28 protein-coding genes and 1 tRNA gene are annotated in these 21,717 nt (G+C 63.9%); 18 read left to right on the top strand and 11 right to left on the bottom strand.

Translation table 11 applies throughout. From position 1 onward, the window contains the following. Window positions 1–14 precede the first annotated feature (14 nt). The 5 genes from J3U95_RS20910 to J3U95_RS20890 all read left to right on the top strand — a co-directional run bounded on the left by J3U95_RS20910 (window position 15) and on the right by J3U95_RS20890 (window position 1,702). The gene (locus tag J3U95_RS20910) at window positions 15–260 is read left to right on the top strand and encodes a hypothetical protein (RefSeq protein ID WP_208280578.1); all 246 of its coding nucleotides are present in this window, start codon (window positions 15–17) and stop codon (window positions 258–260) included. Between the two features lie 4 nt (window positions 261–264). Next, the gene (locus tag J3U95_RS20905; protein WP_208280577.1) at window positions 265–729 is read left to right on the top strand and encodes a D-Ala-D-Ala carboxypeptidase family metallohydrolase; all 465 of its coding nucleotides are present in this window, start codon (window positions 265–267) and stop codon (window positions 727–729) included. 96 nt (window positions 730–825) lie between these two features. Beyond that, window positions 826–1,221, top strand: a complete 396-nt coding sequence (locus J3U95_RS20900) for a DUF1353 domain-containing protein (protein WP_208280576.1) — start codon at window positions 826–828, stop codon at window positions 1,219–1,221. Then, window positions 1,218–1,442, top strand: coding sequence for a hypothetical protein (locus tag J3U95_RS20895; RefSeq protein WP_208280575.1), 225 nt, complete (start codon window positions 1,218–1,220; stop codon window positions 1,440–1,442). The genes J3U95_RS20900 and J3U95_RS20895 overlap by 4 nt, the downstream gene beginning before the upstream one ends. A gap of 17 nt (window positions 1,443–1,459) precedes the next feature. Then, entirely contained in the window at window positions 1,460–1,702 is a 243-nt protein-coding gene (locus tag J3U95_RS20890; RefSeq protein WP_208280574.1) for a hypothetical protein, read from the top strand. An 11-nt stretch (window positions 1,703–1,713) separates the two neighbouring features. On the opposite strand, the gene J3U95_RS20885 is transcribed toward J3U95_RS20890, so the two are convergent. The 3 genes from J3U95_RS20885 to J3U95_RS20875 form a co-directional block, all read right to left on the bottom strand. Continuing rightward, window positions 1,714–2,229: a hypothetical protein gene (locus J3U95_RS20885; RefSeq protein ID WP_208280573.1), complete on the bottom strand. Its 516-nt coding sequence runs from the start codon at window positions 2,227–2,229 to the stop codon at window positions 1,714–1,716. Between the two features lie 127 nt (window positions 2,230–2,356). Next, window positions 2,357–2,433: transfer RNA gene (locus J3U95_RS20880), tRNA-Pro, on the bottom strand. A 90-nt stretch (window positions 2,434–2,523) separates the two neighbouring features. After that, a complete protein-coding gene (locus tag J3U95_RS20875; RefSeq protein WP_208280572.1) occupies window positions 2,524–4,413 on the bottom strand; it encodes an MFS transporter in 1,890 nt (629 codons plus the stop codon). 270 nt (window positions 4,414–4,683) lie between these two features. Between J3U95_RS20875 and J3U95_RS20870 the strand changes: the two genes are divergently transcribed. Then, the gene (locus J3U95_RS20870; RefSeq protein WP_208280571.1) at window positions 4,684–4,863 is read left to right on the top strand and encodes a hypothetical protein; all 180 of its coding nucleotides are present in this window, start codon (window positions 4,684–4,686) and stop codon (window positions 4,861–4,863) included. Between the two features lie 201 nt (window positions 4,864–5,064). Here the strand turns inward: J3U95_RS20870 and J3U95_RS20865 are convergent, their stop codons facing one another. Both J3U95_RS20865 and J3U95_RS20860 read right to left on the bottom strand, forming a co-directional pair. Next, complete coding sequence (locus J3U95_RS20865; protein WP_208280570.1) at window positions 5,065–6,384, bottom strand: homoserine dehydrogenase; 1,320 nt, start codon at window positions 6,382–6,384, stop codon at window positions 5,065–5,067. A gap of 39 nt (window positions 6,385–6,423) precedes the next feature. Continuing rightward, window positions 6,424–7,647, bottom strand: coding sequence for a pyridoxal phosphate-dependent aminotransferase (locus J3U95_RS20860; RefSeq protein WP_208280569.1), 1,224 nt, complete (start codon window positions 7,645–7,647; stop codon window positions 6,424–6,426). Window positions 7,648–7,779: 132 nt separating this feature from the next. Here J3U95_RS20860 and J3U95_RS20855 point away from each other — a divergent pair, with 132 nt between their 5' ends. The 12 genes from J3U95_RS20855 to J3U95_RS20800 all read left to right on the top strand — a co-directional run bounded on the left by J3U95_RS20855 (window position 7,780) and on the right by J3U95_RS20800 (window position 17,281). After that, window positions 7,780–8,154, top strand: a complete 375-nt coding sequence (locus tag J3U95_RS20855; RefSeq protein WP_208280568.1) for an Mth938-like domain-containing protein — start codon at window positions 7,780–7,782, stop codon at window positions 8,152–8,154. Window positions 8,155–8,339: 185 nt separating this feature from the next. Continuing rightward, complete coding sequence (locus tag J3U95_RS20850; RefSeq protein ID WP_313168825.1) at window positions 8,340–8,804, top strand: peroxiredoxin; 465 nt, start codon at window positions 8,340–8,342, stop codon at window positions 8,802–8,804. Between the two features lie 263 nt (window positions 8,805–9,067). Continuing rightward, window positions 9,068–10,900 (top strand): PhoH family protein, encoded by a 1,833-nt coding sequence (locus tag J3U95_RS20845; protein ID WP_208280567.1) that lies wholly within the window; start codon window positions 9,068–9,070, stop codon window positions 10,898–10,900. Between the two features lie 80 nt (window positions 10,901–10,980). Next, window positions 10,981–11,367 (top strand): nuclear transport factor 2 family protein, encoded by a 387-nt coding sequence (locus J3U95_RS20840; protein ID WP_208280566.1) that lies wholly within the window; start codon window positions 10,981–10,983, stop codon window positions 11,365–11,367. A 33-nt stretch (window positions 11,368–11,400) separates the two neighbouring features. Further along, entirely contained in the window at window positions 11,401–12,174 is a 774-nt protein-coding gene (locus tag J3U95_RS20835) for a hypothetical protein (RefSeq protein WP_208280565.1), read from the top strand. 75 nt (window positions 12,175–12,249) lie between these two features. After that, a complete protein-coding gene (locus tag J3U95_RS20830) occupies window positions 12,250–12,606 on the top strand; it encodes a YciI family protein (RefSeq protein ID WP_208280564.1) in 357 nt (118 codons plus the stop codon). A gap of 110 nt (window positions 12,607–12,716) precedes the next feature. Continuing rightward, window positions 12,717–13,115 (top strand): YciI family protein, encoded by a 399-nt coding sequence (locus tag J3U95_RS20825; RefSeq protein ID WP_208280563.1) that lies wholly within the window; start codon window positions 12,717–12,719, stop codon window positions 13,113–13,115. Between the two features lie 21 nt (window positions 13,116–13,136). Further along, on the top strand, window positions 13,137–13,547 hold the full coding sequence (locus tag J3U95_RS20820; RefSeq protein ID WP_208280562.1) for a VOC family protein: 411 nt from the start codon (window positions 13,137–13,139) through the stop codon (window positions 13,545–13,547). A gap of 2 nt (window positions 13,548–13,549) precedes the next feature. Further along, window positions 13,550–14,824, top strand: a complete 1,275-nt coding sequence (locus J3U95_RS20815; RefSeq protein WP_208280588.1) for an RNA polymerase sigma factor — start codon at window positions 13,550–13,552, stop codon at window positions 14,822–14,824. A 109-nt stretch (window positions 14,825–14,933) separates the two neighbouring features. Further along, the gene (locus J3U95_RS20810; RefSeq protein ID WP_208280561.1) at window positions 14,934–15,824 is read left to right on the top strand and encodes an MBL fold metallo-hydrolase; all 891 of its coding nucleotides are present in this window, start codon (window positions 14,934–14,936) and stop codon (window positions 15,822–15,824) included. Between the two features lie 126 nt (window positions 15,825–15,950). Then, complete coding sequence (locus J3U95_RS20805; RefSeq protein WP_208280560.1) at window positions 15,951–16,196, top strand: hypothetical protein; 246 nt, start codon at window positions 15,951–15,953, stop codon at window positions 16,194–16,196. Window positions 16,197–16,312: 116 nt separating this feature from the next. Further along, window positions 16,313–17,281 carry an IS1595 family transposase gene (locus tag J3U95_RS20800; protein WP_208280559.1) on the top strand — a complete coding sequence of 323 codons (969 nt, stop codon included), beginning with the start codon at window positions 16,313–16,315 and terminating at the stop codon, window positions 17,279–17,281. Between the two features lie 64 nt (window positions 17,282–17,345). Here J3U95_RS20800 and J3U95_RS20795 read toward each other — a convergent pair whose 3' ends face one another. The 6 genes from J3U95_RS20795 to priB all read right to left on the bottom strand — a co-directional run bounded on the left by J3U95_RS20795 (window position 17,346) and on the right by priB (window position 21,706). Next, the gene (locus J3U95_RS20795; RefSeq protein ID WP_208280558.1) at window positions 17,346–18,356 is read right to left on the bottom strand and encodes an inorganic phosphate transporter; all 1,011 of its coding nucleotides are present in this window, start codon (window positions 18,354–18,356) and stop codon (window positions 17,346–17,348) included. A 23-nt stretch (window positions 18,357–18,379) separates the two neighbouring features. Continuing rightward, window positions 18,380–19,006, bottom strand: coding sequence for a DUF47 domain-containing protein (locus J3U95_RS20790; RefSeq protein ID WP_005666076.1), 627 nt, complete (start codon window positions 19,004–19,006; stop codon window positions 18,380–18,382). A gap of 90 nt (window positions 19,007–19,096) precedes the next feature. Beyond that, window positions 19,097–20,494 (bottom strand): replicative DNA helicase, encoded by a 1,398-nt coding sequence (locus tag J3U95_RS20785; protein WP_005666075.1) that lies wholly within the window; start codon window positions 20,492–20,494, stop codon window positions 19,097–19,099. A gap of 109 nt (window positions 20,495–20,603) precedes the next feature. Then, entirely contained in the window at window positions 20,604–21,056 is a 453-nt protein-coding gene (gene rplI / locus J3U95_RS20780; RefSeq protein ID WP_208280557.1) for a 50S ribosomal protein L9, read from the bottom strand. A gap of 38 nt (window positions 21,057–21,094) precedes the next feature. Further along, window positions 21,095–21,385 (bottom strand): 30S ribosomal protein S18, encoded by a 291-nt coding sequence (rpsR, locus tag J3U95_RS20775; protein WP_005666071.1) that lies wholly within the window; start codon window positions 21,383–21,385, stop codon window positions 21,095–21,097. Between the two features lie 30 nt (window positions 21,386–21,415). Beyond that, the gene (gene priB / locus J3U95_RS20770; protein ID WP_005666070.1) at window positions 21,416–21,706 is read right to left on the bottom strand and encodes a primosomal replication protein N; all 291 of its coding nucleotides are present in this window, start codon (window positions 21,704–21,706) and stop codon (window positions 21,416–21,418) included. Window positions 21,707–21,717: the final 11 nt, after the last annotated feature.

The following is a 21,717-nucleotide window of genomic DNA, read 5'->3' as shown; positions in this document are numbered from 1 at the left end:
CTGAAAGGGTCTACGTGACCACCACGACCGAACAACAAAACGCGATCAACGTCGCCGCCATCCAGGTGGAAGTCGCCCACCTCAAGCTGGCCGTCGCCGAGCTGCGTACCGCGAACGCCGAACTCGACCGCAAGGTCGACCTGGTGCTGGCCCAACTGGCCGAAGCCCGCGGCGGCTGGCGCACCCTGATGCTGATCGGCGGCGCCGCCGGCTCCCTGGGCAGCGGCATCACCTGGATCATCTCCCACCTGAAAGGCTGACATCATGCACCTGACGCCCCACTTCACGCTGCAGGAACTGACCGCTTCGCAGACGGCCGCACGTCGCGGCATCGACAACCGTCCGAACATTCAGGAGACGCGCAACCTCACCCGGCTGGCAGAGACGCTCGAGCAGGTTCGCGCGCTGGTCGGCCGCCCGGTCATCGTCTCCAGTGGCTACCGCTCGCCAGCGCTGAATAAGGCCATCGGCGGCAGCACCACCAGCGCGCACATGCGCGGCCTCGCCGCCGACTTCGCGTGTAACGGCCTGACGCCAGTCGAGCTGGCGCGCCGGATCGCTGAAAGCGACATCGTGTTCGACCAGCTGATCTACGAAGGGACCTGGGTTCACCTGGGTCTGTCGGCCGCGCAGCCGCGCCGCGAGGTGCTGACAGCGCATTTCAAGGGTGGCCGCACCGCCTACACCAAGGGCCTCCCCCTCTCCGCCACCCCGAAGGAAATCGCATGAAGCGCATCTTGCTGCTCGCCGCCCTGCTCACCCTGGCCGGCTGCTCGAACCTGGCCCTGCAGTGCAGCGGCACCTACACTGGCGACGAGGTGCGCAATGCAGCCGGCCGGTAAGCCACGGTTCCTGTCGACCTTGCGCACCGATCGCGTGGGCCTGGCCAGCGCCGATCGTATCCTGCTGGCGCCGCTGGTGTTCGACTCGGTACTGCTGGACCGGCGCATCACGGTACCGGAAGGATTCGTCACCGACTTCGCCAGCGTGCCGCGCGCGCCGCTCACATACTGGCTGTTCGGCGGCGTGGGCGACGAGGCGGCCGTAGTGCACGACTTCCTCTACGAGAAAGCCCTGGTGACGCGCGACCTGGCGGACCTGGTGTACGGCGAAGCGCTGGATGCCTGCGGAGTGGTGCGCTGGCGCCGTGCCGCCATGGTGCTGGCGGTGCAGCTGTTCGGCGGCTCTCGCTACGGCGGGAACGTCGCGGCGGCGCCGTGATGGAGTTCGACATCTATGCGCTCACCCCGGGCGGCGGCGGCCACGTGCTGACCGTTCGCCAGGAGCGCAAGGACGCCGGGCCGCGCCTGGTCATCATCGCTGGCGGCGAGGTGTCGGCGCCGGCTGAGGCAATGATGAAGCGGTTGCTTGGCGAGCCGTTGGAGGGCGGCCTGCTCGACGGTGCTACACTCGGCCCATGCAAGTCCTCGTCAAACGCTTGAGAGAGCGCGGTCAGCGCATGTCTGACCGCCAGATCGATTCGGCGATTCCCGTCGAGGGTGAGCTGCGCGTCTACGGCATGGGCGGCGCCATCCAAGCCACGATCACCGACCCGAACAGCCAGGTGGCCGAGCCGCTGCTGCTGCTGCACGAAGCCAAGCTGACCACGATGCATGGCCCCGGGATGCTGCTCAAGGGCGAGGAGCGGCCACAGGGCGACAAAGGGCCGGCCTATGTTCAAGAATGGTCAGTTCGGTTCTAGCGTAAGAGGCGCTAATCGATGGCGAGCATAGCGTCTAAACCTTCCTGGAAGCCCACCGGCACAACCAAGTCGGGTCCGTTCAAAATCCAATCAAAATACTGGACAACCACATACGAGAGCTGCGCCATGCTCATATCGTATTTTGTAAATCTGAAGTAGGCCATGGGACTATCAGACGCCCACGCTTCCCAGCACCCTATCACTGGCTCTTGAACTCGAATAATGACTTGGTTTTCGAGGGTCTTTGGATTGCTAATTTTCCAGTGCTTGGAACCATTCGAGATATCCAGCACGGCCTGGAAAACATCCTTCGCCCCTTGAGGCAATAATCGCTTTCTCGCAATCTGTTCAGGAGTAGCAACGTCTGGCTTCATCCAATCTACATAGAGGTGGTGAGCAGTCACGATGAAGTTGAATGATTCGTAGATGCCCCAAGTCTGCTTGAGCTGGCTCTCTTCCCAAAGGAGCTTCTCGAACATCTCGTAATTGGTATTGATCGCAAGACGCGTCAGCGGCTTTTCCGTCATGGCATGACCTCAAAAGACAAAAGGGCTGCACATCGAATGACGAGCAACCCTTTATCCATATTAGATGTTCATCTAATATCCAGTACTGTCTGAGTGTACAGCTACCGCCGCAACTCATTGATTTCTTTGGTCGGGGCGAGAGGATTCGAACCTCCGACCCCGTGCACCCCATGCACGTACGCTACCAGGCTGCGCTACGCCCCGACTAGTCGATAATTATATCAGAGCCAGCGAAAAAAACTTGCGTTTTTGCCATACCGTGCAAGATCGTCGCTGGACCAGACGCGCGAGCCTTTATTTCCACTCCCCGCGCAACGCCATCACCTGCTGCTGCAGGTATTCCGGCGTCGCCAGTTCCGGCGCTACCGGCTGGCCGACCGCCAGCGCCAGCTGCGAACGCATGCCGCGCGAAATCCTGCGCTCGAACAGGTTGCTCTTGTCGCGCGTGAACCAGCTGCCCCACAGGCCGCGCAGCGCCATCGGGATCACCGGCACCTTGCTGCGCTCCATGATCTTCGTAATGCCATGGCGGAATTCGTTCATCTCGCCGGTCGAGGTCAGGCGCCCTTCCGGGAAAATGCACACCAGCTCGCCGTCATGCAGCGCGTGGGCGATGTCCACGAACGCCTTTTCCATGGTCCACGGGTCTTCCTTGGCCGGCGCGATCGGGATCGCGTTCACGGCGCGAAAAATCCAGCGCAGGAAAGGCGTCTTGAAGATGCGATGGTCCATCACGAAGCGGATCGGGCGCGGGCTGGCGGCATTGATCACGATCGCGTCCACATAGCTGACGTGATTGCACACCAGCACCGCCGGGCCCTCGCTCGGGATACGCGCCGTATCGATGGTGCGCACCCGATACACGGTGTGGATCAGCAGCCAGGCCAGGAAGCGCATCAGGAATTCCGGCACCAGCGAGAAGATGTACACCGCCACCACCGCATTGAGCAGGGCCGTGGTCAGGAACAGTTCCGGGATGCTGAAGCCCTGCCCCAGCAGCAGGATCGCCACGCCGGCCGACGCGACCATGAAGATTGCGTTCAGGATATTCATGCCGGCGATCGTGCGCGAGACGTGCTTCTGGTCGCAGCGGGTCTGGATCAGGGCGAACAGCGGCACGATGAAGAAGCCGCCGAACACGCCGATCATCACCAGGTCACCCAGGATGCGCCAGGCGCCGGGCTGGTTCAGCAGGCCGAGCCAGTCCACCGCCGTCGTGCTGGCAATGAAGGCTTCGCTGGCGAAATACAGGTCGATGCCGAATACCGACAGGCCGATCGAGCCGAACGGCACCAGGCCGATCTCGACCTTGTGGCCCGACAGGCGTTCGCACAGCAGCGAGCCGACACCAATGCCGAGCGAGAACACGGTCAACAGCAGTACGAACACGCTGTGGTCGCCCATCAGGTAGTCTTTCGAGAACACCGGGAACTGGGCCAGCAACAAGGCGCCATAGAACCAGAACCAGGAATTGCCGAGCATCGACAGGAACACGGTGCGGTTCTGGCGCGAATACGCGAGGTTGCGCCACGATTCGGCAATGAAGTTGCGGCTGATGCGCAGCTCGGGCGCCGGCGCCGGCGAAGGCGGGATGCGCCAGGCGGCGGCCAGGCCCAACACGGCGAAGAGCAAGGTCGCACCGGCCACCAGCATGATGCCGTTCGGTTTGTAGCCGACCAGGATCGCGCCGGCCACTTCACCCAGCAGGATGCCGACGAAGGTTCCCATCTCGACCACGCCATTGCCGCCGACCAGCTCGTCGGGCTTGAGGTTTTGCGGCAGATACGCATACTTGACCGGCCCGAACAGCGTCGAATGCATGCCCATGCCGATCACCGCCGCGATCAGGAGCCACAGCGTGTGCGTCATCCAGCCTATGCCGGCCACCAGCATGATCGCGATCTCGGCGACCTTGACGATGCGCGCCAGCTTGGCCTTGTCGAACTTGTCGGCGATCTGGCCCGAGGTGGCCGAGAACAGGACATAGGGCAGGATGAACAGGCCCGGGATCAGGTTGTTGAGCAGCGAGGGATCGAGCGTGGTCCAGTTGATCGCGTCATAGGTCATGACGACCAGCAGCGCGGTCTTGAACAGATTGTCGTTGAAGGCGCCCAGGAACTGGGTCCAGAAGAACGGGCCGAAACGGCGCTGGGTCAGCAGGGAAAACTGATTCGGTTGGCTCATGCTGGAAAGCTCGGCTGTGAAGGAAGGCGTAATGTACAACGGCAAGCACAGCGCAACAAACGCTGTTTCTCACATAGTTACTTGCGTATCCGCATTTAATACTACGGGTCTTGCTCTACAGTACGAAGTGCTGCTTGCGCGAACACAAACGGAGTCCGGCGGCAAGCGTGCGCACCGAAACCGTGCCATGCGGGCGATTGACGATTGAAGCCGGTCAAATCGGGCTTGATCTGGCACATTGGTGCAATGCAGCGCAGGTAGAATCCGCAGATGACTTCCGCCAACTTCCTCATCAGCTACGCCAGCGTCGCCAATGTGCTGTTCGAGCACATCGAGCAGGACCTGCTGCTCCTCACCACCGCCCTCCTCGACGATGACGAGGAATTACCACGCCGTTTCGAGGCATATCCAGCGACGTTGCTGGCGCACGAAGGCATGCCGCCGCCGTGAGGCCCATGCGTTCACCACCCGCCTAAAAACGTCGTTCCTGCCACTGGCAGCAACGACTTCCCGCGGAGGCGGGAACCCAAGTCAGCATGCTCATCGGCTACGTTTGACGTAGTTTCAGAGCAAGCGCAATGGGTTCCCGCCAAGGCGCCCGGCGAGGGCGGGAACGACGTATCAAAGCTAGTGGCCCGGTGTAGAGCGTGGTCAGCCCAGCGCTTCCAGGCGAATCCGCGTCACCTTGCCGATCACCGCCGGCAGCCCTTCGATCTTGGCGATCGCCGCGTCGATGTTCTTTTCGCGCGTCTGGTGCGTCAGCATGATGATGTCGATGTCGGTCTGGTCGCCCGGCTCCTTCTGCAGCACGGCGTCGATCGAGATGCCGGCGTCGGCCAGGATGCGGGTCAGGTCGGCCATTACGCCCAGCTGGTCCTGCACGTGCACGCGCAGGTAGTAGCTGCTGGTGATCTCGGACATCGGCATGATCGCGACGTCGGTCATCTGGTTCGGCTGGAACGCCAGGTGCGGCACGCGGCTGTACGGGTCGGCGGTGAGCAAGCGGGTCACGTCGACCAGGTCGGCGATCACGGCCGAGGCCGTCGGCTCCGATCCGGCGCCCTTGCCGTAGTACAGCGTAGCGCCAACCGCATCGGCCTGCACCAGCACCGCGTTCATCGCGCCCTCGACATTGGCGATCAGGCGCGAGGCAGGGATCAGGGTCGGATGCACGCGCAGCTCGACGCCCTCGCCCGACTCGGTGTGGGTGCGGCGGGTGATGCCCAGCAGCTTGATGCGGTAGCCGAGCTGTTCGGCGTAGCGGATGTCGGCCGCCTGCAGCTGGCTGATGCCTTCCACATAGGCCTTGTCGAACTGCACCGGAATGCCGAAGGCGATCGCCGACATGATGGTCAGTTTATGGGCCGCATCAACGCCTTCGATGTCGAAGGTCGGATCGGCCTCGGCATAGCCCAGCTCCTGCGCCTGCTTGAGCACGGTCGCAAAATCCAGGCCCTTCTCGCGCATCTCGGTCAGGATGAAGTTGGTGGTGCCGTTGATGATGCCGGCCACCGATTCGATGCGGTTGGCGGTCAGGCCCTCGCGCAGGGCCTTGATGATCGGCACGCCGCCGGCCACGGCCGCCTCGAAGGCCACCATCACGCCCTTTTCCTGGGCGGCCGCGAAAATCTCGTTGCCGTGCAGCGCCAGCAGCGCCTTGTTGGCCGTCACCACGTGCTTGCCGTTGGCGATCGCCTTCAGCACCAGCTCGCGTGGCAGCTCGTAGCCGCCGATCAGCTCGACGACGATGTCGATATCGGGATTGTTGACCACCTCAAACGGGTCGGCCACGATCTCGACCGCACCGCCGGTCACTTCGCGCGCGCGTTCAATATTGCGCGCCGCAATCATCGCAATCTCGATGCCGCGTCCGGCGCGGCGGCGGATGTCTTCCTGGTTGCGTTGAAGGACGTTGAAGGTACCGGCACCCACGGTGCCGATGCCCAGGAGGCCAACTTGAATCGGTTTCATAAAATCTGTTTCTCTTGATGGTCTGGAGGCCGACCCGCCTTAAGCGTGGCGTCGTCGGTAACCGTCGAGGAAGCGCGCGATGCGTCCGCAAGCGTCGGTCAGGTCGTCGGAATTGGGCAGGAACACCAGCCGGAAATGGTCCGGGGCGATCCAGTTGAAGCCGGTGCCTTGCACCAGCAGCACTTTTTCCTCGGACAGCAGTTCGCAGATGAACTGCTGGTCGTCCGTGATCGGATACATCTTCGGATCGAGGCGCGGGAACATGTAGAGCGCGGCTTTTGGCTTGACGCAGGACACACCCGGTATATCGGTAAGCAATTTATGCGCGAGGTCGCGCTGTTTCAGGAGGCGTCCGCCCGGCCCCACCAGGTCGTTGATGCTCTGGTGGCCGCCGAGGGCGGTCTGGATGGCGAACTGGCCCGGCGCATTGGCGCACAGGCGCATCGAGGCCAGCATGTTCAGGCCCTCGATATAGCCCTTGGCGTGGCGCTTCTCGCCCGAGACCACCATCCAGCCGGCGCGGTAGCCGCAGGAACGGTAGTTCTTCGACAGGCCGTTGAGGGTCACGAACAGCACGTCGTCGGCCAGCGAGGCGATCGAGACGTGTTCGGCGCCGTCGTACAGGGTCTTGTCGTAGATTTCGTCGGCGTAGACGATCAACTGGTGCTGGCGCGCCAGCTCGATGATGTCGAGCAGCACTTCGCGTGGATACAGGGCGCCGGTCGGGTTGTTCGGGTTGATGACGACGATCGCGCGCGTGTTCGGCGTGATCTTGCGCCGCATGTCTTCGATGTCGGGCAGCCAGCCGGACTGTTCGTCGCACACATAGTGGATCGGCGCGCCGCCGGCCAGGCTCACGGCGGCGGTCCACAGCGGGTAATCGGGCGCCGGCACCAGCACTTCGTCGCCGTTGTTCAGCAAGCCCTGCATCGACATCACGATCAGCTCCGAGGCGCCATTGCCCAGGTAGATGTCGTCCATACCCACGCCGGCGATGTTCTTCTCTTGCGTGTAGTGCATGACGGCCTTGCGCGGCGCGAACATGCCCTTGGAATCGGTATAGCCGGCCGCCCCGTGCATATTGCGGATCATGTCGCTGACGATCTCGTCCGGCGCGTCGAAGCCGAACACGGCGAGGTTGCCGATATTGAGCTTGATGATCTTCTGGCCGTCTTCTTCCATCTGGCGCGCCACGTCCAGGGCCGGACCGCGGATTTCGTAGCAGACATCGTCGAGCTTGTTCGATTTGGCGATCGGTCTCAAAATTTCCCCTGGTGTGAGCGTGCTCTGTTGCAGTGCGAAAAATACCATTCTGCCGAAAGCGCCCCATTTAGGCAACCTTGCCGATCCGGTTACAATGGGCCTTTGCCAGCACACCGGATTTCAGCAAACGCCATGAAGCTTCATTCCGACAACACTCAACAATACCAGACCGTGACCGGCTACGACGCTTCGGGCGTGGAAATCAATGCCGAGCGCTTCAATTACAGCCTGACCGTGCTCCCGGAGATCGCGCCGCGGCCATGGAACGTGACCCGCTTCGACGAACTCACCACCGCCCACTTCGAGGAGATCGCGAAGGACGCGCCGGACGTCGTCATTCTCGGCACCGGCGAACGCCAGCGCTTCGTGCACCCGCGCCTGGTGGCCAGCCTGTCTGCGATGCACGTCGGCGTCGAAAGCATGGACAACCAGGCCGCCTGCCGCACCTATAACGTGCTGATGGGCGAAGGCCGCAAGGTCACGCTGGCCCTGATCATCGGCGCCTGATGCATTAGCCGAATCTTAAATCGGCAGAAACATTTTCCAAAGCACGAAAATAGTGCGTTTCTTGCCAGGCGGGCACTAGCGGCAGGTGGCATGGCCGGATTATCATGCCAGTGCCGCTCCCCGCCACCATGCGCCGGGAGGTTAATTTCGCAGCGCAACGCGCTGTCACTGCCCAGGAGAAGCCCGTGGCCGAGAGCCCAGCAACCATCGCCCCATTTTCCGCCCCGATGACCGGTGGCCAGACCTTCGAGCTGCTTGGCCGTCCCGCCAGGTACACCGTGCTGTACTTCTACCCCAAGGACAATACGCCCGGCTGCACCACCGAGAGCATCGCCTTTCGCGAAGCCTGGCCCGAATTCCAGGCGCTGGGCGCCGAGATCTATGGCCTGAGCCGCGATTCGCTGCGCTCGCACGAGAACTTCAAGGCCAAGCTGGGCCTGCCCTTCGAACTGATCTCCGATCCGGAAGAAGCCGTCTGCACGCAATTCAATGTCATGAAGATGAAAAATATGTATGGCAAACAAGTGCGTGGAGTCGAGCGCAGTACGTTTGTCATTGACGCTCAAGGCCGATTGGTGAAAGAATGGCGTGGCGTGAAAGTCAATGATCACGTCACCGAAGTGCTGGAATTTTTGAAGAGCCAGCCCTGAATTACGGATGGCTCCAGTTTGTTCAACCTGCTGGATCGCTATCCTTTATTTTGAGTCAACCCGTAATTCATCCACATTCTTCCAATCTGGTTTCCCGCCGGGCCGGAGCGTTTCCGGGCTCGGCCTTACTGCAGACATTTTTCTTCGCAGTCCCTCCGGCGGTTCATCCGCCGTCCCCGTTAGTAGCATCGACTCCGTGCGGCAGCGCGCCACGTGGCCAGCGCGCGCACGGCCATCCAGACTTTTTTTAGATTGAGAACCTGATGCCACTGCCAAAGATGCCTACCCAGCCAGCGACCATGCTGCTGGCAAAAGATTACCCCAAGGCCGAACCCGGCAAATCGCCGGTACGTCCCGTCTCGGCCCAGGCCAACGACGACGTCGAGGACCTGATCAGCGGCCAGGCCGTGCCGACGCCGAAATCGCGCGCACGCCGCAAGGCTTCCGATACCCTGGCCGCCGCCCAGGCGCCAGCACCCGTACAAGTTGCCGCGGTGGCCCCAGCCGCCGTTGCCGCCAACGAGGCCGACGCCCCTGTCGCCCGCAAGCCAGGCAAGAACGCCAAGCCGGCCGCCGCCCCCGTGTCGGCCAAGCTGCGCGAGACCGACGCCGATCAACCGCATCCGGCCAAGCACAAGCCGGTCGAAGTCACCATCAAGTCGTCCACCAGCCGCAAGGCCGACCGCTCCGGCACCACCAAGGTGTTCGTGCTCGACACCAATGTGCTGATGCACGATCCGACCTCGCTGTTCCGCTTCGAAGAGCACGACGTCTATCTGCCGATGATGACCCTCGAGGAGCTGGACAACCACAAGAAGGGCATGTCCGAAGTCGCGCGCAATGCGCGCCAGGTCTCGCGCACGCTCGACGCCCTGATCGCCAACGTCGACGACGACGCCATCGAGTCCGGCATTCCGCTGTCCAAGCTGGGCAACAAGGATGCCAAGGGCCGCCTCTTGTTCCAGACCCGCCTGAACAGCGCCGCCCTGCCCGAGGGCCTGCCATCCGGCAAGGCCGACAACCAGATCCTGGGTGTCGTGCGCGCGCTCGAGCAGCAGATGGCGGGCCGCGCCATCGTGCTGGTGTCGAAAGACATCAATATGCGCATCAAGGCGCGCGCCATCGGCCTGCCGGCCGAGGATTACTTCAACGATCACGTGCTGGAAGACACCGACCTGCTGTACTCGGGCATCGTCCAGTTGCCGGACGATTTCTGGGACAAGCACGGCAAGGACGTCGAATCCTGGCAGGAAAACAAGAACGGCAGCTCGGCGACCTATTACCGCGTCACCGGTCCGCTGATCCCGACCTTGCTGGTCAACCAGTTCGTGTTCCTCGAGCCGAAGGATGGCCAGTCGCCGCTGTACGCGCAAATCAAGTCGATCAACGGCAAGACCGCCGTGCTGCAGACCCTGCGCGACTACAGCCACAACAAGAACAACGTCTGGGGCATCACGGCGCGCAACCGCGAGCAGAACTTCGCCCTCAACCTGCTCATGAATCCCGAGGTCGACTTCGTCACCCTGCTGGGCCAGGCCGGCACGGGCAAGACCCTGCTGGCGCTGGCGGCCGGCCTGGCGCAAGTGCTGGAGACCAAGCTCTACAACGAGATCATCGTGACCCGCGTGACGGTGCCAGTGGGCGAGGACATCGGCTTCCTGCCGGGTACCGAAGAAGAGAAGATGTCGCCATGGATGGGCGCCTTCGACGACAACCTCGAGGTGCTCATGAAGTCGGACGGCGATGCCGGCGACTGGGGGCGCGCCGCCACGCAAGACCTGATCCGCTCGCGCATCAAGATCAAGTCGCTCAACTTCATGCGCGGCCGCACCTTCGTGAACAAGTTCCTGATCATCGACGAGGCGCAGAACCTGACGCCGAAGCAGATGAAGACCCTGGTCACGCGCGCCGGTCCCGGCACCAAGATCCTGTGCCTGGGCAATATCGCGCAGATCGACACGCCTTACCTTACCGAGGGTTCGAGCGGCCTGACCTATGTGGTCGACCGGTTCAAGGGCTGGAGCCACGGCGGCCACGTGACCCTGGCGCGCGGCGAACGCTCGCGCCTGGCCGACCACGCGAGCGACGTGCTCTGAGCATGACGGTCGCTTGACCACCGACGCCCGCCCTCACCGGCGGGCGTTTTTATTTGTGCGCCACGATTTCTGGAGATCCCATGAGCGATATCGAGAGGAACAAGGCCAATGTCGTCGCCTTCTACGAGCTGATGTTCAACGATTGCCGGCCGCGCGAAGCGATCGAACGCTATGCCGGCGACGTGTACATCCAGCACAATCCGCACGTGCCGGACGGCATCGATGGCTTCATCGCCTATTTCGAGCGCATGGCCCGCGAGTGGCCTGGCAAGCGCGTCGACATCCGGCGCGTGATCGCCGAAGGCGAGCTGGTCGTCCTGCACTGCCACCAGCACTGGCCCGGCAACCACGACTATGCCGCCATCGACATCTTCCGGCTCACGCCGGACGGCAAGATCGTCGAGCACTGGGATGTGCTGCAGATCATTCCTTCCGAAGCGGCCAATGCCAACGGTATGCTGCCGTGAAGCCCCCACGCCGACCACACGATAATAATAACCATGCCCTTCGTCCTGAAACTGTTGCTCGTCCCTTCCCTGATCGCCCTCGTCACCCTCGCCGGCCGCCGCTGGGGTCCCTCGGTGGCCGGCTGGCTGTCGGCCTTTCCCATCGTCGCCGGCCCCATCCTGCTGGCGATCGCGCTCGAACAGGGAACTGACTTCGCCGCCGTCGCCGCCGCCAACACCCTGCTCGCGGTGCTGGCCATCGTCGTCTTCAGCATTGTCTACGCCCGCAGTGCCGTAAGGCCCGGCGCCGGAGTCGCGCGGTGTCTCGCCGCCGCCCTGCTGGCCTGGGGCCTCGCGGTCGCCGTGCTGCAAGGCGTTCACCTGCCGATCTGGCTGGTCTTCGGCGCGGTGCTGGCCGCGCTGCTGGCGGCGCCGCGCCTGATCGGCCAGGCGCCGGCGCCGGTCGCTGCGAATGCCAGGCCGGCGCGCGACCTGCCCTGGCGCATGCTGGCCGGCGCCGTGCTCACCGTGGCCGTGACCCAGGCCGCGGGCGGACTGGGGCCGGAACTGAGCGGCCTGTTCGCCATGTTCCCGGTGATGAGCACCGTGCTGGTGGGCTTCTCGCACCGCGCCTCCGGTCCCGGCTTCGCGGTCGCCCTGCTGCGCGGCATGGTGGGCGGCTACGTCGCTTTCGCCGTGTTCTGCGGGGTGCTGGCGCTGCTGCTGCCGGGCCGCGGCCCGGGCCTGCCCTTCGTGGCCGCCACCGCCTGCGCGCTCGCGGTCCAGCTCGGCGTGCGGGCGCCGGTCAAGGCCAGGACCCGGCCTTGAATGCCGCAGCGCAGCGTGCCTGCGCCATTGCCGAGGCCGTAGAATAGCCGGGTTCACCCAACCACAGGAGATCCCATGCCTCACATGCTGCTCATTCACGAGCCGGTCGGCCAGCGCGCCACCCGCAGCGATGCCGAAGGACGCGCCGCCTACGAGCGCATGCTGCGCTGGGGCGAAGAGCTGAAGGAACGCGGCCTGCTGCTGGCGGCCGAGTCGCTGGCGTCCCTTGATACCGCGGTGCGGGTGACCGTCCCGGCCGGCAAGGCGCGCATCGTCGACGGCCCGTTCGCCGAAGCCAAGGAAATGGTGGGCGGGTTCTTCATGGTCGACGTCGACTCGCGCGGCGAGGCGATCGCACTGGCGGCCGAGTGTCCGGCCGCCGAATGGGCCACGGTCGAGGTACGTGCGCTGGCGCCCTGCTTCATGCGCTAGAAATATTTTTCATGATTGTTTGTCGGGAATGTCGAAAACGGTGAGCGCCGTTCGTCGTGGACCATGAAAGGCCTGCTGCCGCGGGCCGCTCACCACCACAGGAGAACCCCATGCGTTTCATGATCATCGTCAAGGCCAGCGCCGCGTCCGAAGCGGGAGAGATGCCGCCAGAGTCGCTGCTCGCCGAGATGAACGACTACCACCAGGAGCTGGCGCGCGCCGGCGTCCTCCTCGACGGCAATGGGCTCAAGCCGACCAGCCAGGGCTGGCGCATCCGCTACGAAGGCGGCGGACGGCGCGTCGTCGACGGCCCGTTTGCCGAGACCAAGGAGCTGATCGCCGGCTATACCTTGATCCAGGTCCGCTCGCGCGAGGAAGCGCTCGAATGGACGCGCCGCTTCCCCAATCCGCAGGGCCCGGGCCTGGAAGCCGAGATCGAGGTGCGCCAGGTATTCGAACTGGACGACTTTCCGCCGAGCGAGACCATCGAGCGCATGCGCGCGCAATAAGCCTGAGACCGGAGAACCTTCATGAGTAACCAGCAAATCTACGTCAACCTGCCCGTCAAGAACCTCGAGGCCAGCCGCGCCTTCTTCGGCGCCCTCGGCTTCGGCTTCAATCCCCATTTCAGCGACGACAACGCCGCCTGCATGATCGTCAGCAACGACCACATCTACGTGATGCTGCTGGCCGAGCCCTTTTTCCAGACCTTCATCAGCAAGAAGATCGCCGATGCCCGCACCAGCACCGAAGTGCTGCTGTGCCTGTCGCGCGACAGCCGCGCCGCGGTCGACGACATGGTGGCGAAGGCGGTGGCGGCCGGCGGCAGCATTCCGCGCGAGGCGCAGGACCATGGCTTCATGTACCAGCACGCCTTCGAGGACCTCGATGGCCACATCTGGGAGCTGGCGTATATGGAAAGCATGCCGCCGAGCGAATGACAATGACGGGCGAGGTCGAGGACACCCTCGCGGCGCTGTGGCGGATCGAATCCGGCCGCATCGTCGGCAGCGTCGCGCGCGTCGTGCGCGACGTCGGGCTGGCCGAGGAGCTGGCCCAGGACGCCCTGGTGGCGGCGCTGGAACGCTGGCCGCGGGACGGCATCCCCGACCGCCCCGGCGCCTGGCTGCTCACGACGGCGCGCAACGGCGCCTTCGACCTGCTGCGGCGCGACAGCAGCCTGCGCCAGAAACTGGAACAGATCGGCCTCGACCTCGAGGCCCAGGAGGCTTTGACGGTGCCCGATTTCGTGGACGACCTCGACGCCAGGCGGGGCGACGTGCTCAGGGACGACCTGCTGCGCCTGATGTTCACCGCCTGCCACCCGGTGCTGTCGCTCGATGCGCGGCTGGCGCTGACGCTCAAGCTGCTCGGTGGCCTGGCGACCGGCGAGATCGCGCGCGCCTTCCTGGTGCCCGAGAGCACCATGGCCCAGCGCATCGTGCGCGCCAAGCGCACCCTGGGCGAGGCGAAGGTGCCGTTCGAACTGCCGCCGCCAGCCGAGCTGGGCGAGCGCCTGGGCGCCGTGCTGGAGGCGGTCTACCTGATCTTCAACGAGGGCTATACCGCCACGACCGGCGCCGACTGGATGCGCCCGGCGCTGGTCGACGAGGCGCTGCGCCTGGGCCGCATCCTGGCCGAGCTGGCGCCGAACGAGCCGGAGGTGCATGGCCTGGTGGCGCTGATGGAGCTGCAGGCTTCGCGCATGGCGGCGCGCCTGGACGCGGCAAAGCGGCCGGTGCTGCTGCTCGACCAGGACCGCGCGCGCTGGGACGGCGTGCTGGTCCGGCGCGGCCTGGCCGCCCTCGAGCGCGCCGCGCGCATCGCCACGCCACGCGGATCCTATGTACTGCAGGCCGAGATCGCCGCCTGCCACGCGCGCGCCCACCGCGCCGAGTTAACGGACTGGCGCCGCATCGCCGACCTGTACGGCGAACTGGCCGCCGTCCAGCCCTCTCCCGTCGTCGAACTCAACCGCGCGGTGGCGGTGGGCATGGCTGACGGCCCCGCGGCCGGCCTGGCGCTGGCCGACCGGCTGCTCGCCGACGGCCGGCTGGACGGCTATCACTGGCTGCCGAGCGTGCGCGGCGACCTGCTGTTCAAGCTCGGCCGCCGGCCCGAAGCCCGCGCCGAATTCGAGCGCGCCGCCTCACTCACCGCCAATGCCGCCGAGCGCGAATTGCTGCTGGCGCGGATGCGCGACGCCGCCGATGCATGAGCCTGCGCAAATACCTAGCGTTAATTGATGACTATGCCGGACGGATACATACCGCTATGATCGAGGCTGTATAGAATAATAAGCAAACGATCGTGACGGGAGGCGTGCAATGAAATTCCGGTTCTGGGGAGTACGCGGATCGATCCCTTCGCCGGGTCCGCGCACCGCGCGCTACGGCGGCAATACCACCTGCATCGAGGTGCGCACCGACGCCGGCGCCCTCCTGGTCCTGGACGGCGGCACCGGGCTGTTCCCGCTGGCCCAGCACCTGGTCCAGCAGGGGCCGGTGGCGGCCAATATCTTCATCACGCACAGCCACTGGGACCACATCCACGGCCTGCCCTTCTTCGCGCCGCTGTTCGTCAAGGGCAACCGGGTGCGCCTGCACGGCGCCCTCGACGAAACCACGGGCCACGGCATCGAGCACGTGATGAACGTGCAGCTGCAGAACAGTTATTTCCCGGTGGGCGAGGCCGAGATGAGCGCCACCCTCGACTACCGCACGCTCGACATCGAAACGCCAATCGCGGTCGAAGACGCCGTGGTGTCGAACGTGGCGATGAACCATCCGGTGCTCAACCTCGGCTACCGCATCGACTGCAACGGCAAGTCGCTGTTCTTTACCGGCGACCACGAACCCTGGCCCAACCCGCACCCGCCCGGGAGCGGCGAGCACGCCGCCTGCGAGGAACACCTGCGCGAGCGCGAACGCCGCATGGACGCCGTCATGCGCGGCGTGGATGCCCTGATTGTCGACTGCTCGTATACGCGCGAGGAATACCCGTCCAAGCGGGGCTGGGGCCACGGCACCTTCGATGGCGCGCTCGACATGGCGCTGCGCGTGGGCGCACGCACGCTGTACTGCACCCACCACGAACCGACGCGCGGCGACGACGAACTCGAAGCCGTATTTGCCGAGGTGATGGCGCGCCATGCCGGACGGCTGGGCGGCCTGCGGGTCTTCCTGGCCTACGAAGGCCTCGAGGTCGACCTCGGCTAGCACGGCGCGCGATGCGCGACACCTGCCAGAAGTGAGAGGAACCACCTTTCCACCGGCGGTAGAATGGATCGGGGCCGTCAATACACACGGACGGCCCGCCCTCCCCAGTCCACGAAAGAGCATCGAATGAAGATCACCCTGATTGTCCCGGCGGCGGCCCTGCTGCTTGCCGGCTGCGCGTCCGCCACTCCGCGCGGCGATGCCGCCGCCAGCGCCAGCGCGCAGGAAGAGCGCTACGTCCCGATCGGCACCTACCTGCCGCGCAAGCGGGGGCAGACCGCCAACAACGCCAGCACCGTCGACAAGACCGACCTCGAGAACATGAAGAATGCCGGCAACGGAACCGGCGCCAACGAAGGCCTGCTGCGCTGAACCGGCAAGCGTGCGCGGCGTAGAAAAAGGCGCTGTGCCCGTTAGATATGGATGAGCATTGAACTGCTGAGCTAATCTGCGGTCCAATCCCGGTCGCCATCGATCGGGAGCGTATGATGAAAGCGCCGAAGTTTGAGGAGTTATTCGCCCAGCTTGCGCTGCTGAACCAGCCGCAGCGTCAGCAAGTACTCGCCGCCCTGCATCCGGCAGCCGGGCTCGACAGGGTGGTCGCCCTCATCGACGAGATCCGGTCAAAGAGGCGCTGCTGCCCGGATTGCGGCTGCGAGCGTTGCCACCGGCATGGCCAAGCCAACGACCTGCAACGCTTTCGCTGTTGCGCGTGCGGCCGCACTTTCAACGACCTGACCGGCACACCGCTGGCGCGGCTCAGGCACAAGGGCAAGTGGCTCGATTATCTGGACACGGTGCTCGATTCCCGCACGGTCCGGTCTGCGGCCAAGCGTGTCGGCGTGCACCGCAACACGACGTTTCGCTGGCGTCATCGCTTTCTCGACCGGGTCAAGGACGACCGACCCGAGCGCCTGGTCGGCATCGTCGAGGCCGACGAAACGTTCCTGCTCGAATCGCAGAAGGGGTCACGCAAGCTCGATCGCCAGCCGCGCAAGCGTGGTGGCAGGGCTGCTCTGCGCGGCATTTCCCATCATCTCGACTGCATCCTGGTGGCGCGCGACCGCAGCGGCCAGACCATCGACGCCGTCACCGGCCGCGGCGCCTTGAAGGTGGCCCAACTGGTCAAGCATCTGCTGCCGAAACTCGATCTTCAAGCGCTGCTGGTCACCGACGCCAACGCCGCCTACCCCGCCTTTGCCCGTGCCCATGGCATCGCCCATCAGGCAGTCAATCTCAGCGCCGGCGAACGGGTCCGCGATGGCGTCGAAGGCGCCATCCATGTACAAAACGTGAACGCCTACCATCGGCGCTTCAAGGAATGGCTGGCGCGCTTCCATGGCGTGGCGTCACGCTGGTTGCCCAACTACCTGGGCTGGCACTGGGCGCTCGATGGCGGGCGAGTCACTTCTGTCGAGCAATTGCTGCGTATTGCATTCGGGGTCATCAACAGATAACGATGACAGCGCCTAAAAAAAACGGAGCCGCGCGGCTCCGTCTTCGTGTGCTTGAAAAGCGCTGTTACAGGATCATGGTTCCGACCCACCACGCCACCGCGGCGATGAACGCCGACGCCGGAATGGTGAAGATCCACGCCCACACAATGTTGCCGGCCACGCCCCAGCGCACGGCCGAGGCCTTTTGCGCGGCGCCCACGCCGACGATGGCGCCGGTGATGGTGTGGGTGGTCGACACCGGGATGCCGAAGGCGCTCGACATCAGGAGGGTCATGGCGCCACCGGTCTCGGCGCAGAAGCCGCCCACCGGTTTGAGCTTGGTGATCTTCTGGCCCATGGTCTTGACGATGCGCCAGCCGCCGAACAGCGTGCCGAAGGCGATCGCGGCGTAGCACGAGATGATGACCCAGGCCGGTGGATGCGCGTCGTTGGCGCTGACGTAGCCGGCCGCGATCAGCAGCATCCAGATGATGCCCATGGTTTTCTGCGCATCGTTGCCGCCGTGACCCAGCGAATAGGCCGCGGCCGACAGCAGCTGCAGCTTGCGGAACAGGCCGTCGACCTTGCGCGGCGTCGCCTTGACGAACACCCAGGCCACGATCAGCATGATGATCGAACCCAGCGCGAAGCCCAGCAGCGGCGCCACCACGATGAAGGCAACGGTCTTGAGCAGGCCGCCGGAGACCAGCGAACCGGTGCCGGCCTTGGCCACCGCCGCGCCCACCAGGCCGCCGATCAGGGCGTGCGAGGACGAGGACGGGATACCGTAGTACCAGGTGATCAGGTTCCAGGAGATCGCCCCGACCAGGGCGCCGAAGATGACGTAGTGGTCGACGATGTGGGGGTCGATGGTCCCCTTGCCGATGGTCTGGGCCACCTTCATGTTGACCACGAAGATCGCGATGAAGTTGAAGAAGGCGGCCATCGCCACCGCGTGCTGCGGCTTCAGGACGCCGGTCGACACGACAGTGGCGATCGAGTTCGCCGAGTCGTGGAAGCCGTTCATGAAGTCGAAGATCAGCGCCAGGACGACCAGCATGCCCAGCACGTAAATGCTGATATGTAGAGTTTCCATAATCGTTACCGGTTCGAAGGCGCTTACGCGTTCTCGACGATGATGCCTTCGATGATGTTGGCCACGTCTTCGCAGCGGTCGGTAACGGTTTCCAGGATCTCGTAGATCGCTTTCATCTTGATCAGGTTGCGCACGTCCGGTTCGTCGCGGAACAGCTTGGACATGGCGGCGCGCATCACGTGGTCGGCGTCCGATTCGAAGCGGTCGATCTCTTCGCAGATGGCGACGATCTTCGGCGCATTGTCCATATCGTGCAGCATCGAAACGGCTTCCTGCACCTTCAGGCAGCACGACAGGCACAGCTCGGCCAGGCGTTTCGCCTCCGGCGTGACCGCATGCAGGTCGTACAGCGAGACGGTCTGCGCCGCGTCTTCCATCATGTCCAGGATGTCGTCCATGCGCGTGATCAGCTTGTGGATGTCGTCGCGGTCGAGCGGGGTGATGAAGGTCTTGTGCAGCAGGTCGACCGTGGCGTAGGTGATCTTGTCGGCCTGTTTCTCGATCGTTTCGACCGCATGGGTGCGGGTTTCAAGATCGTCGAAATTGGTCATCAGGCCGACCATTTCATGGGCACCCTTCACGCACAAGGCGGCGTGCTGGTTGAACAGTTCAAAGAAATTGCCTTCTTTAGGCAAAAAGCGTCCAAACATTGTTTTTCTCCGTTTTTCTCTCGGTATTGCCGACGCTCCGGGAAAAGCGAAGGCATGGGGTGCGGCGTGAGGCGGGCCGCGTTATGCGGCTTAGTCGCCCTGGTAGATGGACAGGTTGCCGCTGTAGTTGCCAAACTTGGTGTATTGGCCGATCCAGGTCAGGCGAATCGCTCCGATCGGGCCGTTACGCTGTTTGCCGATGATGATCTCGGCGGTGCCCTTGTCGGGCGAATCCGGGTTGTAGACTTCGTCGCGGTACAGGAAGATGATCACGTCCGCATCCTGTTCGATAGCGCCGGATTCGCGCAAGTCGGACATCACGGGACGTTTATTGGGGCGTTGTTCCAGCGAGCGGTTCAGCTGCGACAGCGCGATCACGGGGCATTGCAGCTCTTTCGCCAGGCCTTTCAGCGAGCGCGAGATCTCGGAGATCTCGGACGCGCGGTTGTCGCCCGGCTTCGAACCCTGCATCAGCTGCAGGTAGTCGACGATGATGAGCCCGAGCTTGCCGCACTGGCGCGCCAGGCGGCGTGCCCGCGCGCGCATCTCGATCGGGTTCAAGGCGGGGGTTTCGTCGATGTACAGCTGCGCGTCGTTCATCTTCTGGATGGCGTGCGTCAGGCGCGGCCAGTCCTCGTCGTGCAGGCGGCCGGTACGCAGGCGGTGCTGGTCGAGCTGGCCGACCGAGCCGAGCATACGCATCGCCAGCTGGGCGCCGCCCATCTCCATCGAGAACACGGCGACCGGCAGGCCGGCCTCGATCGCGACGTTCTCGCCGATGTTGACCGAGAACGCGGTCTTGCCCATCGACGGACGGCCGGCGACGATGACCAGGTCGCCCGGCTGCAGGCCGGAGGTCATGCGGTCGAGGTCGATGAAGCCGGTGGGCACGCCGGTGATCTCGCCCTGGTTCTCGCGCGAGTACAGTTCGTCGATGCGCTCGACCACCTGGGTCAGCAGCGGCTGCACCGCCAGCCAGCCCTGGGCGCCTCTAGCGCCCTGCTCGGCGATGGCGAAGATGCGCGATTCCGCCTCGTCGAGCATCTGCTTGACTTCCTTGCCCTGCGGATTGAAGGCATTGCCGGAAATCTCGTCGGCGACGGTGATCAGCTGGCGCAGGATGCCGCGGTCGCGCACGATCTCGGCGTAGCGGCGGATATTGGCCGCCGACGGCGTGTTCTGCGCCATCGCGTTCAGGTATTGCAGGCCACCCACTTCCTCGGCCTTGCCGAGCTGGTTGCAGGCTTCATAGACCGTGATCACGTCGGCCGGCTTGCCGGCATTGATCAGGCGGACCATCTGTTCGAAGATGATGCGGTGATCGTAACGGTAGAAGTCTTCCGCGTGCATGAAGTCGGCGATGCGGTCCCAGGCGGCATTATCGCGCAGCAGGCCGCCGATGACGGACTGCTCTGCTTCGATGGAATGCGGGGGGATGCGCAGGGCTTCGATCTGCGGGTCTGAGGGTGCTGCGTTCATGGGCGGCATTATACCTTCTCCTGTCACACGGCTGTCATAATTGGTGAGTTTCAAAAGCAAAAAAGCCGGGAGAACCCGGCTTTTTTGTGCACTGCTTTTACTTCAGTTCAGCATTCGCTCAGGCAGCTTCGCCCACGACAGCGATGGTGATTTCCGACACGACGTCGGTGTGCAGGGCGACTGCAACCGGGAATTCGCCGGTGGTCTTCAGCGGGCCGGTCGGCAGGCGAACGGCAGCTTTTTCGACCGGGAAGCCTTGCTTGGTCAGCGCTTCAGCGATGTCAGCGTTGGTGACCGAACCGAACAGACGGCCGTCGACGCCGGCCTTCTGGCCGATGGTGACGGTCAGGCCGCTCAGCTTGTCGCCTTGGGCTTGGGCGGCTGCCAGTTTCTCGGCGGCTGCTTTTTCCAGTTCGGCGCGCTTGGCTTCGAACTCGGCGACGGCGCCGGCGGTAGCGCGGCGTGCCATCTTTTGTGGGATCAGGAAGTTACGTGCGTAACCATCCTTGACTTTGACGACGTCGCCCAGGTTGCCGACGTTGATAACTTTTTCCAACAGAATAACTTGCATGTTTTATCTCCAGGATATCTGACTGTCGTGACCGACGATTAACCGTGGTGCAGGTCGGTGTACGGCAGCAGCGCCAGGTAACGGGCGCGCTTGATGGCGGTGTCGACCTGACGCTGGTAGTGCGCCTTGGTGCCGGTCAGACGTGCTGGCATGATCTTGCCGTTTTCCTGGACGAAGTCCTTCAGGGTGTCGACGTCTTTGTAGTCAACCTGCTCAACGCCAGCGGCGGTGAAGCGGCAGAATTTCTTGCGCTTGAACAGCGGGTTCTGCTGTTTGCGCTTGAGTTTTTCTTTAGCTTTGTTTTTGTCGAACTTTTTACCGAATGCCATTTGAGGCTCCTGTATATCTAAATTGCCGAACTAGGCGGCACTGAAATCAATGATGTGAAACACCAGGGCTTTGCTGTTGCGATTTTTTCGTGCAAGGAAACCATCGAAGCGGTAGCTGGCGCCGAGCTCGGCGTTGCCGAACCTGCCCGAAATCTCGCCCGCGGCGAACGCGGGGACTTCGAACTCGACCAGGCGATCGATCCCCGCCTCTCGCTGATGCGAACTGTGCATCAGGACGGCTGAAACGATCGGCACGCCGGCCGGGGTGTAGCGCAGTACGTCACGCTCGGCGATGGTCGCCACGAGCTGGAGCTGATTCACCCGGTTCTTCT

The sequence above is a fragment of the Massilia oculi genome (assembly GCF_017582745.1).
Classification (GTDB): Bacteria; Pseudomonadota; Gammaproteobacteria; order Burkholderiales; family Burkholderiaceae_D; genus Telluria; species Telluria oculi_A.
The sequence above is the reverse complement of the archived record's forward strand: the minus strand, read 5'-3'. Positions and strand labels throughout refer to the sequence as shown.

Coding starts and splice junctions, on each gene's coding strand:
- J3U95_RS20905 (WP_208280577.1), top strand. CDS start 265: ATGCACCTGACGCCCCACTTCACGCTGCAGGAACTGACCGCTTCGCAG.
- J3U95_RS20900 (WP_208280576.1), top strand. CDS start 826: ATGCAGCCGGCCGGTAAGCCACGGTTCCTGTCGACCTTGCGCACCGAT.
- J3U95_RS20890 (WP_208280574.1), top strand. CDS start 1,460: ATGTCTGACCGCCAGATCGATTCGGCGATTCCCGTCGAGGGTGAGCTG.
- J3U95_RS20885 (WP_208280573.1), bottom strand. CDS start 2,229: ATGACGGAAAAGCCGCTGACGCGTCTTGCGATCAATACCAATTACGAG.
- J3U95_RS20875 (WP_208280572.1), bottom strand. CDS start 4,413: ATGAGCCAACCGAATCAGTTTTCCCTGCTGACCCAGCGCCGTTTCGGC.
- J3U95_RS20870 (WP_208280571.1), top strand. CDS start 4,684: ATGACTTCCGCCAACTTCCTCATCAGCTACGCCAGCGTCGCCAATGTG.
- J3U95_RS20865 (WP_208280570.1), bottom strand. CDS start 6,384: ATGAAACCGATTCAAGTTGGCCTCCTGGGCATCGGCACCGTGGGTGCC.
- J3U95_RS20855 (WP_208280568.1), top strand. CDS start 7,780: ATGAAGCTTCATTCCGACAACACTCAACAATACCAGACCGTGACCGGC.
- J3U95_RS20845 (WP_208280567.1), top strand. CDS start 9,068: ATGCCACTGCCAAAGATGCCTACCCAGCCAGCGACCATGCTGCTGGCA.
- J3U95_RS20840 (WP_208280566.1), top strand. CDS start 10,981: ATGAGCGATATCGAGAGGAACAAGGCCAATGTCGTCGCCTTCTACGAG.
- J3U95_RS20835 (WP_208280565.1), top strand. CDS start 11,401: ATGCCCTTCGTCCTGAAACTGTTGCTCGTCCCTTCCCTGATCGCCCTC.
- J3U95_RS20830 (WP_208280564.1), top strand. CDS start 12,250: ATGCCTCACATGCTGCTCATTCACGAGCCGGTCGGCCAGCGCGCCACC.
- J3U95_RS20825 (WP_208280563.1), top strand. CDS start 12,717: ATGCGTTTCATGATCATCGTCAAGGCCAGCGCCGCGTCCGAAGCGGGA.
- J3U95_RS20820 (WP_208280562.1), top strand. CDS start 13,137: ATGAGTAACCAGCAAATCTACGTCAACCTGCCCGTCAAGAACCTCGAG.
- J3U95_RS20815 (WP_208280588.1), top strand. CDS start 13,550: ATGACGGGCGAGGTCGAGGACACCCTCGCGGCGCTGTGGCGGATCGAA.
- J3U95_RS20810 (WP_208280561.1), top strand. CDS start 14,934: ATGAAATTCCGGTTCTGGGGAGTACGCGGATCGATCCCTTCGCCGGGT.
- J3U95_RS20805 (WP_208280560.1), top strand. CDS start 15,951: ATGAAGATCACCCTGATTGTCCCGGCGGCGGCCCTGCTGCTTGCCGGC.
- J3U95_RS20800 (WP_208280559.1), top strand. CDS start 16,313: ATGAAAGCGCCGAAGTTTGAGGAGTTATTCGCCCAGCTTGCGCTGCTG.
- J3U95_RS20795 (WP_208280558.1), bottom strand. CDS start 18,356: ATGGAAACTCTACATATCAGCATTTACGTGCTGGGCATGCTGGTCGTC.
- J3U95_RS20790 (WP_005666076.1), bottom strand. CDS start 19,006: ATGTTTGGACGCTTTTTGCCTAAAGAAGGCAATTTCTTTGAACTGTTC.
- J3U95_RS20785 (WP_005666075.1), bottom strand. CDS start 20,494: ATGCCGCCCATGAACGCAGCACCCTCAGACCCGCAGATCGAAGCCCTG.
- rplI (WP_208280557.1), bottom strand. CDS start 21,056: ATGCAAGTTATTCTGTTGGAAAAAGTTATCAACGTCGGCAACCTGGGC.
- rpsR (WP_005666071.1), bottom strand. CDS start 21,385: ATGGCATTCGGTAAAAAGTTCGACAAAAACAAAGCTAAAGAAAAACTC.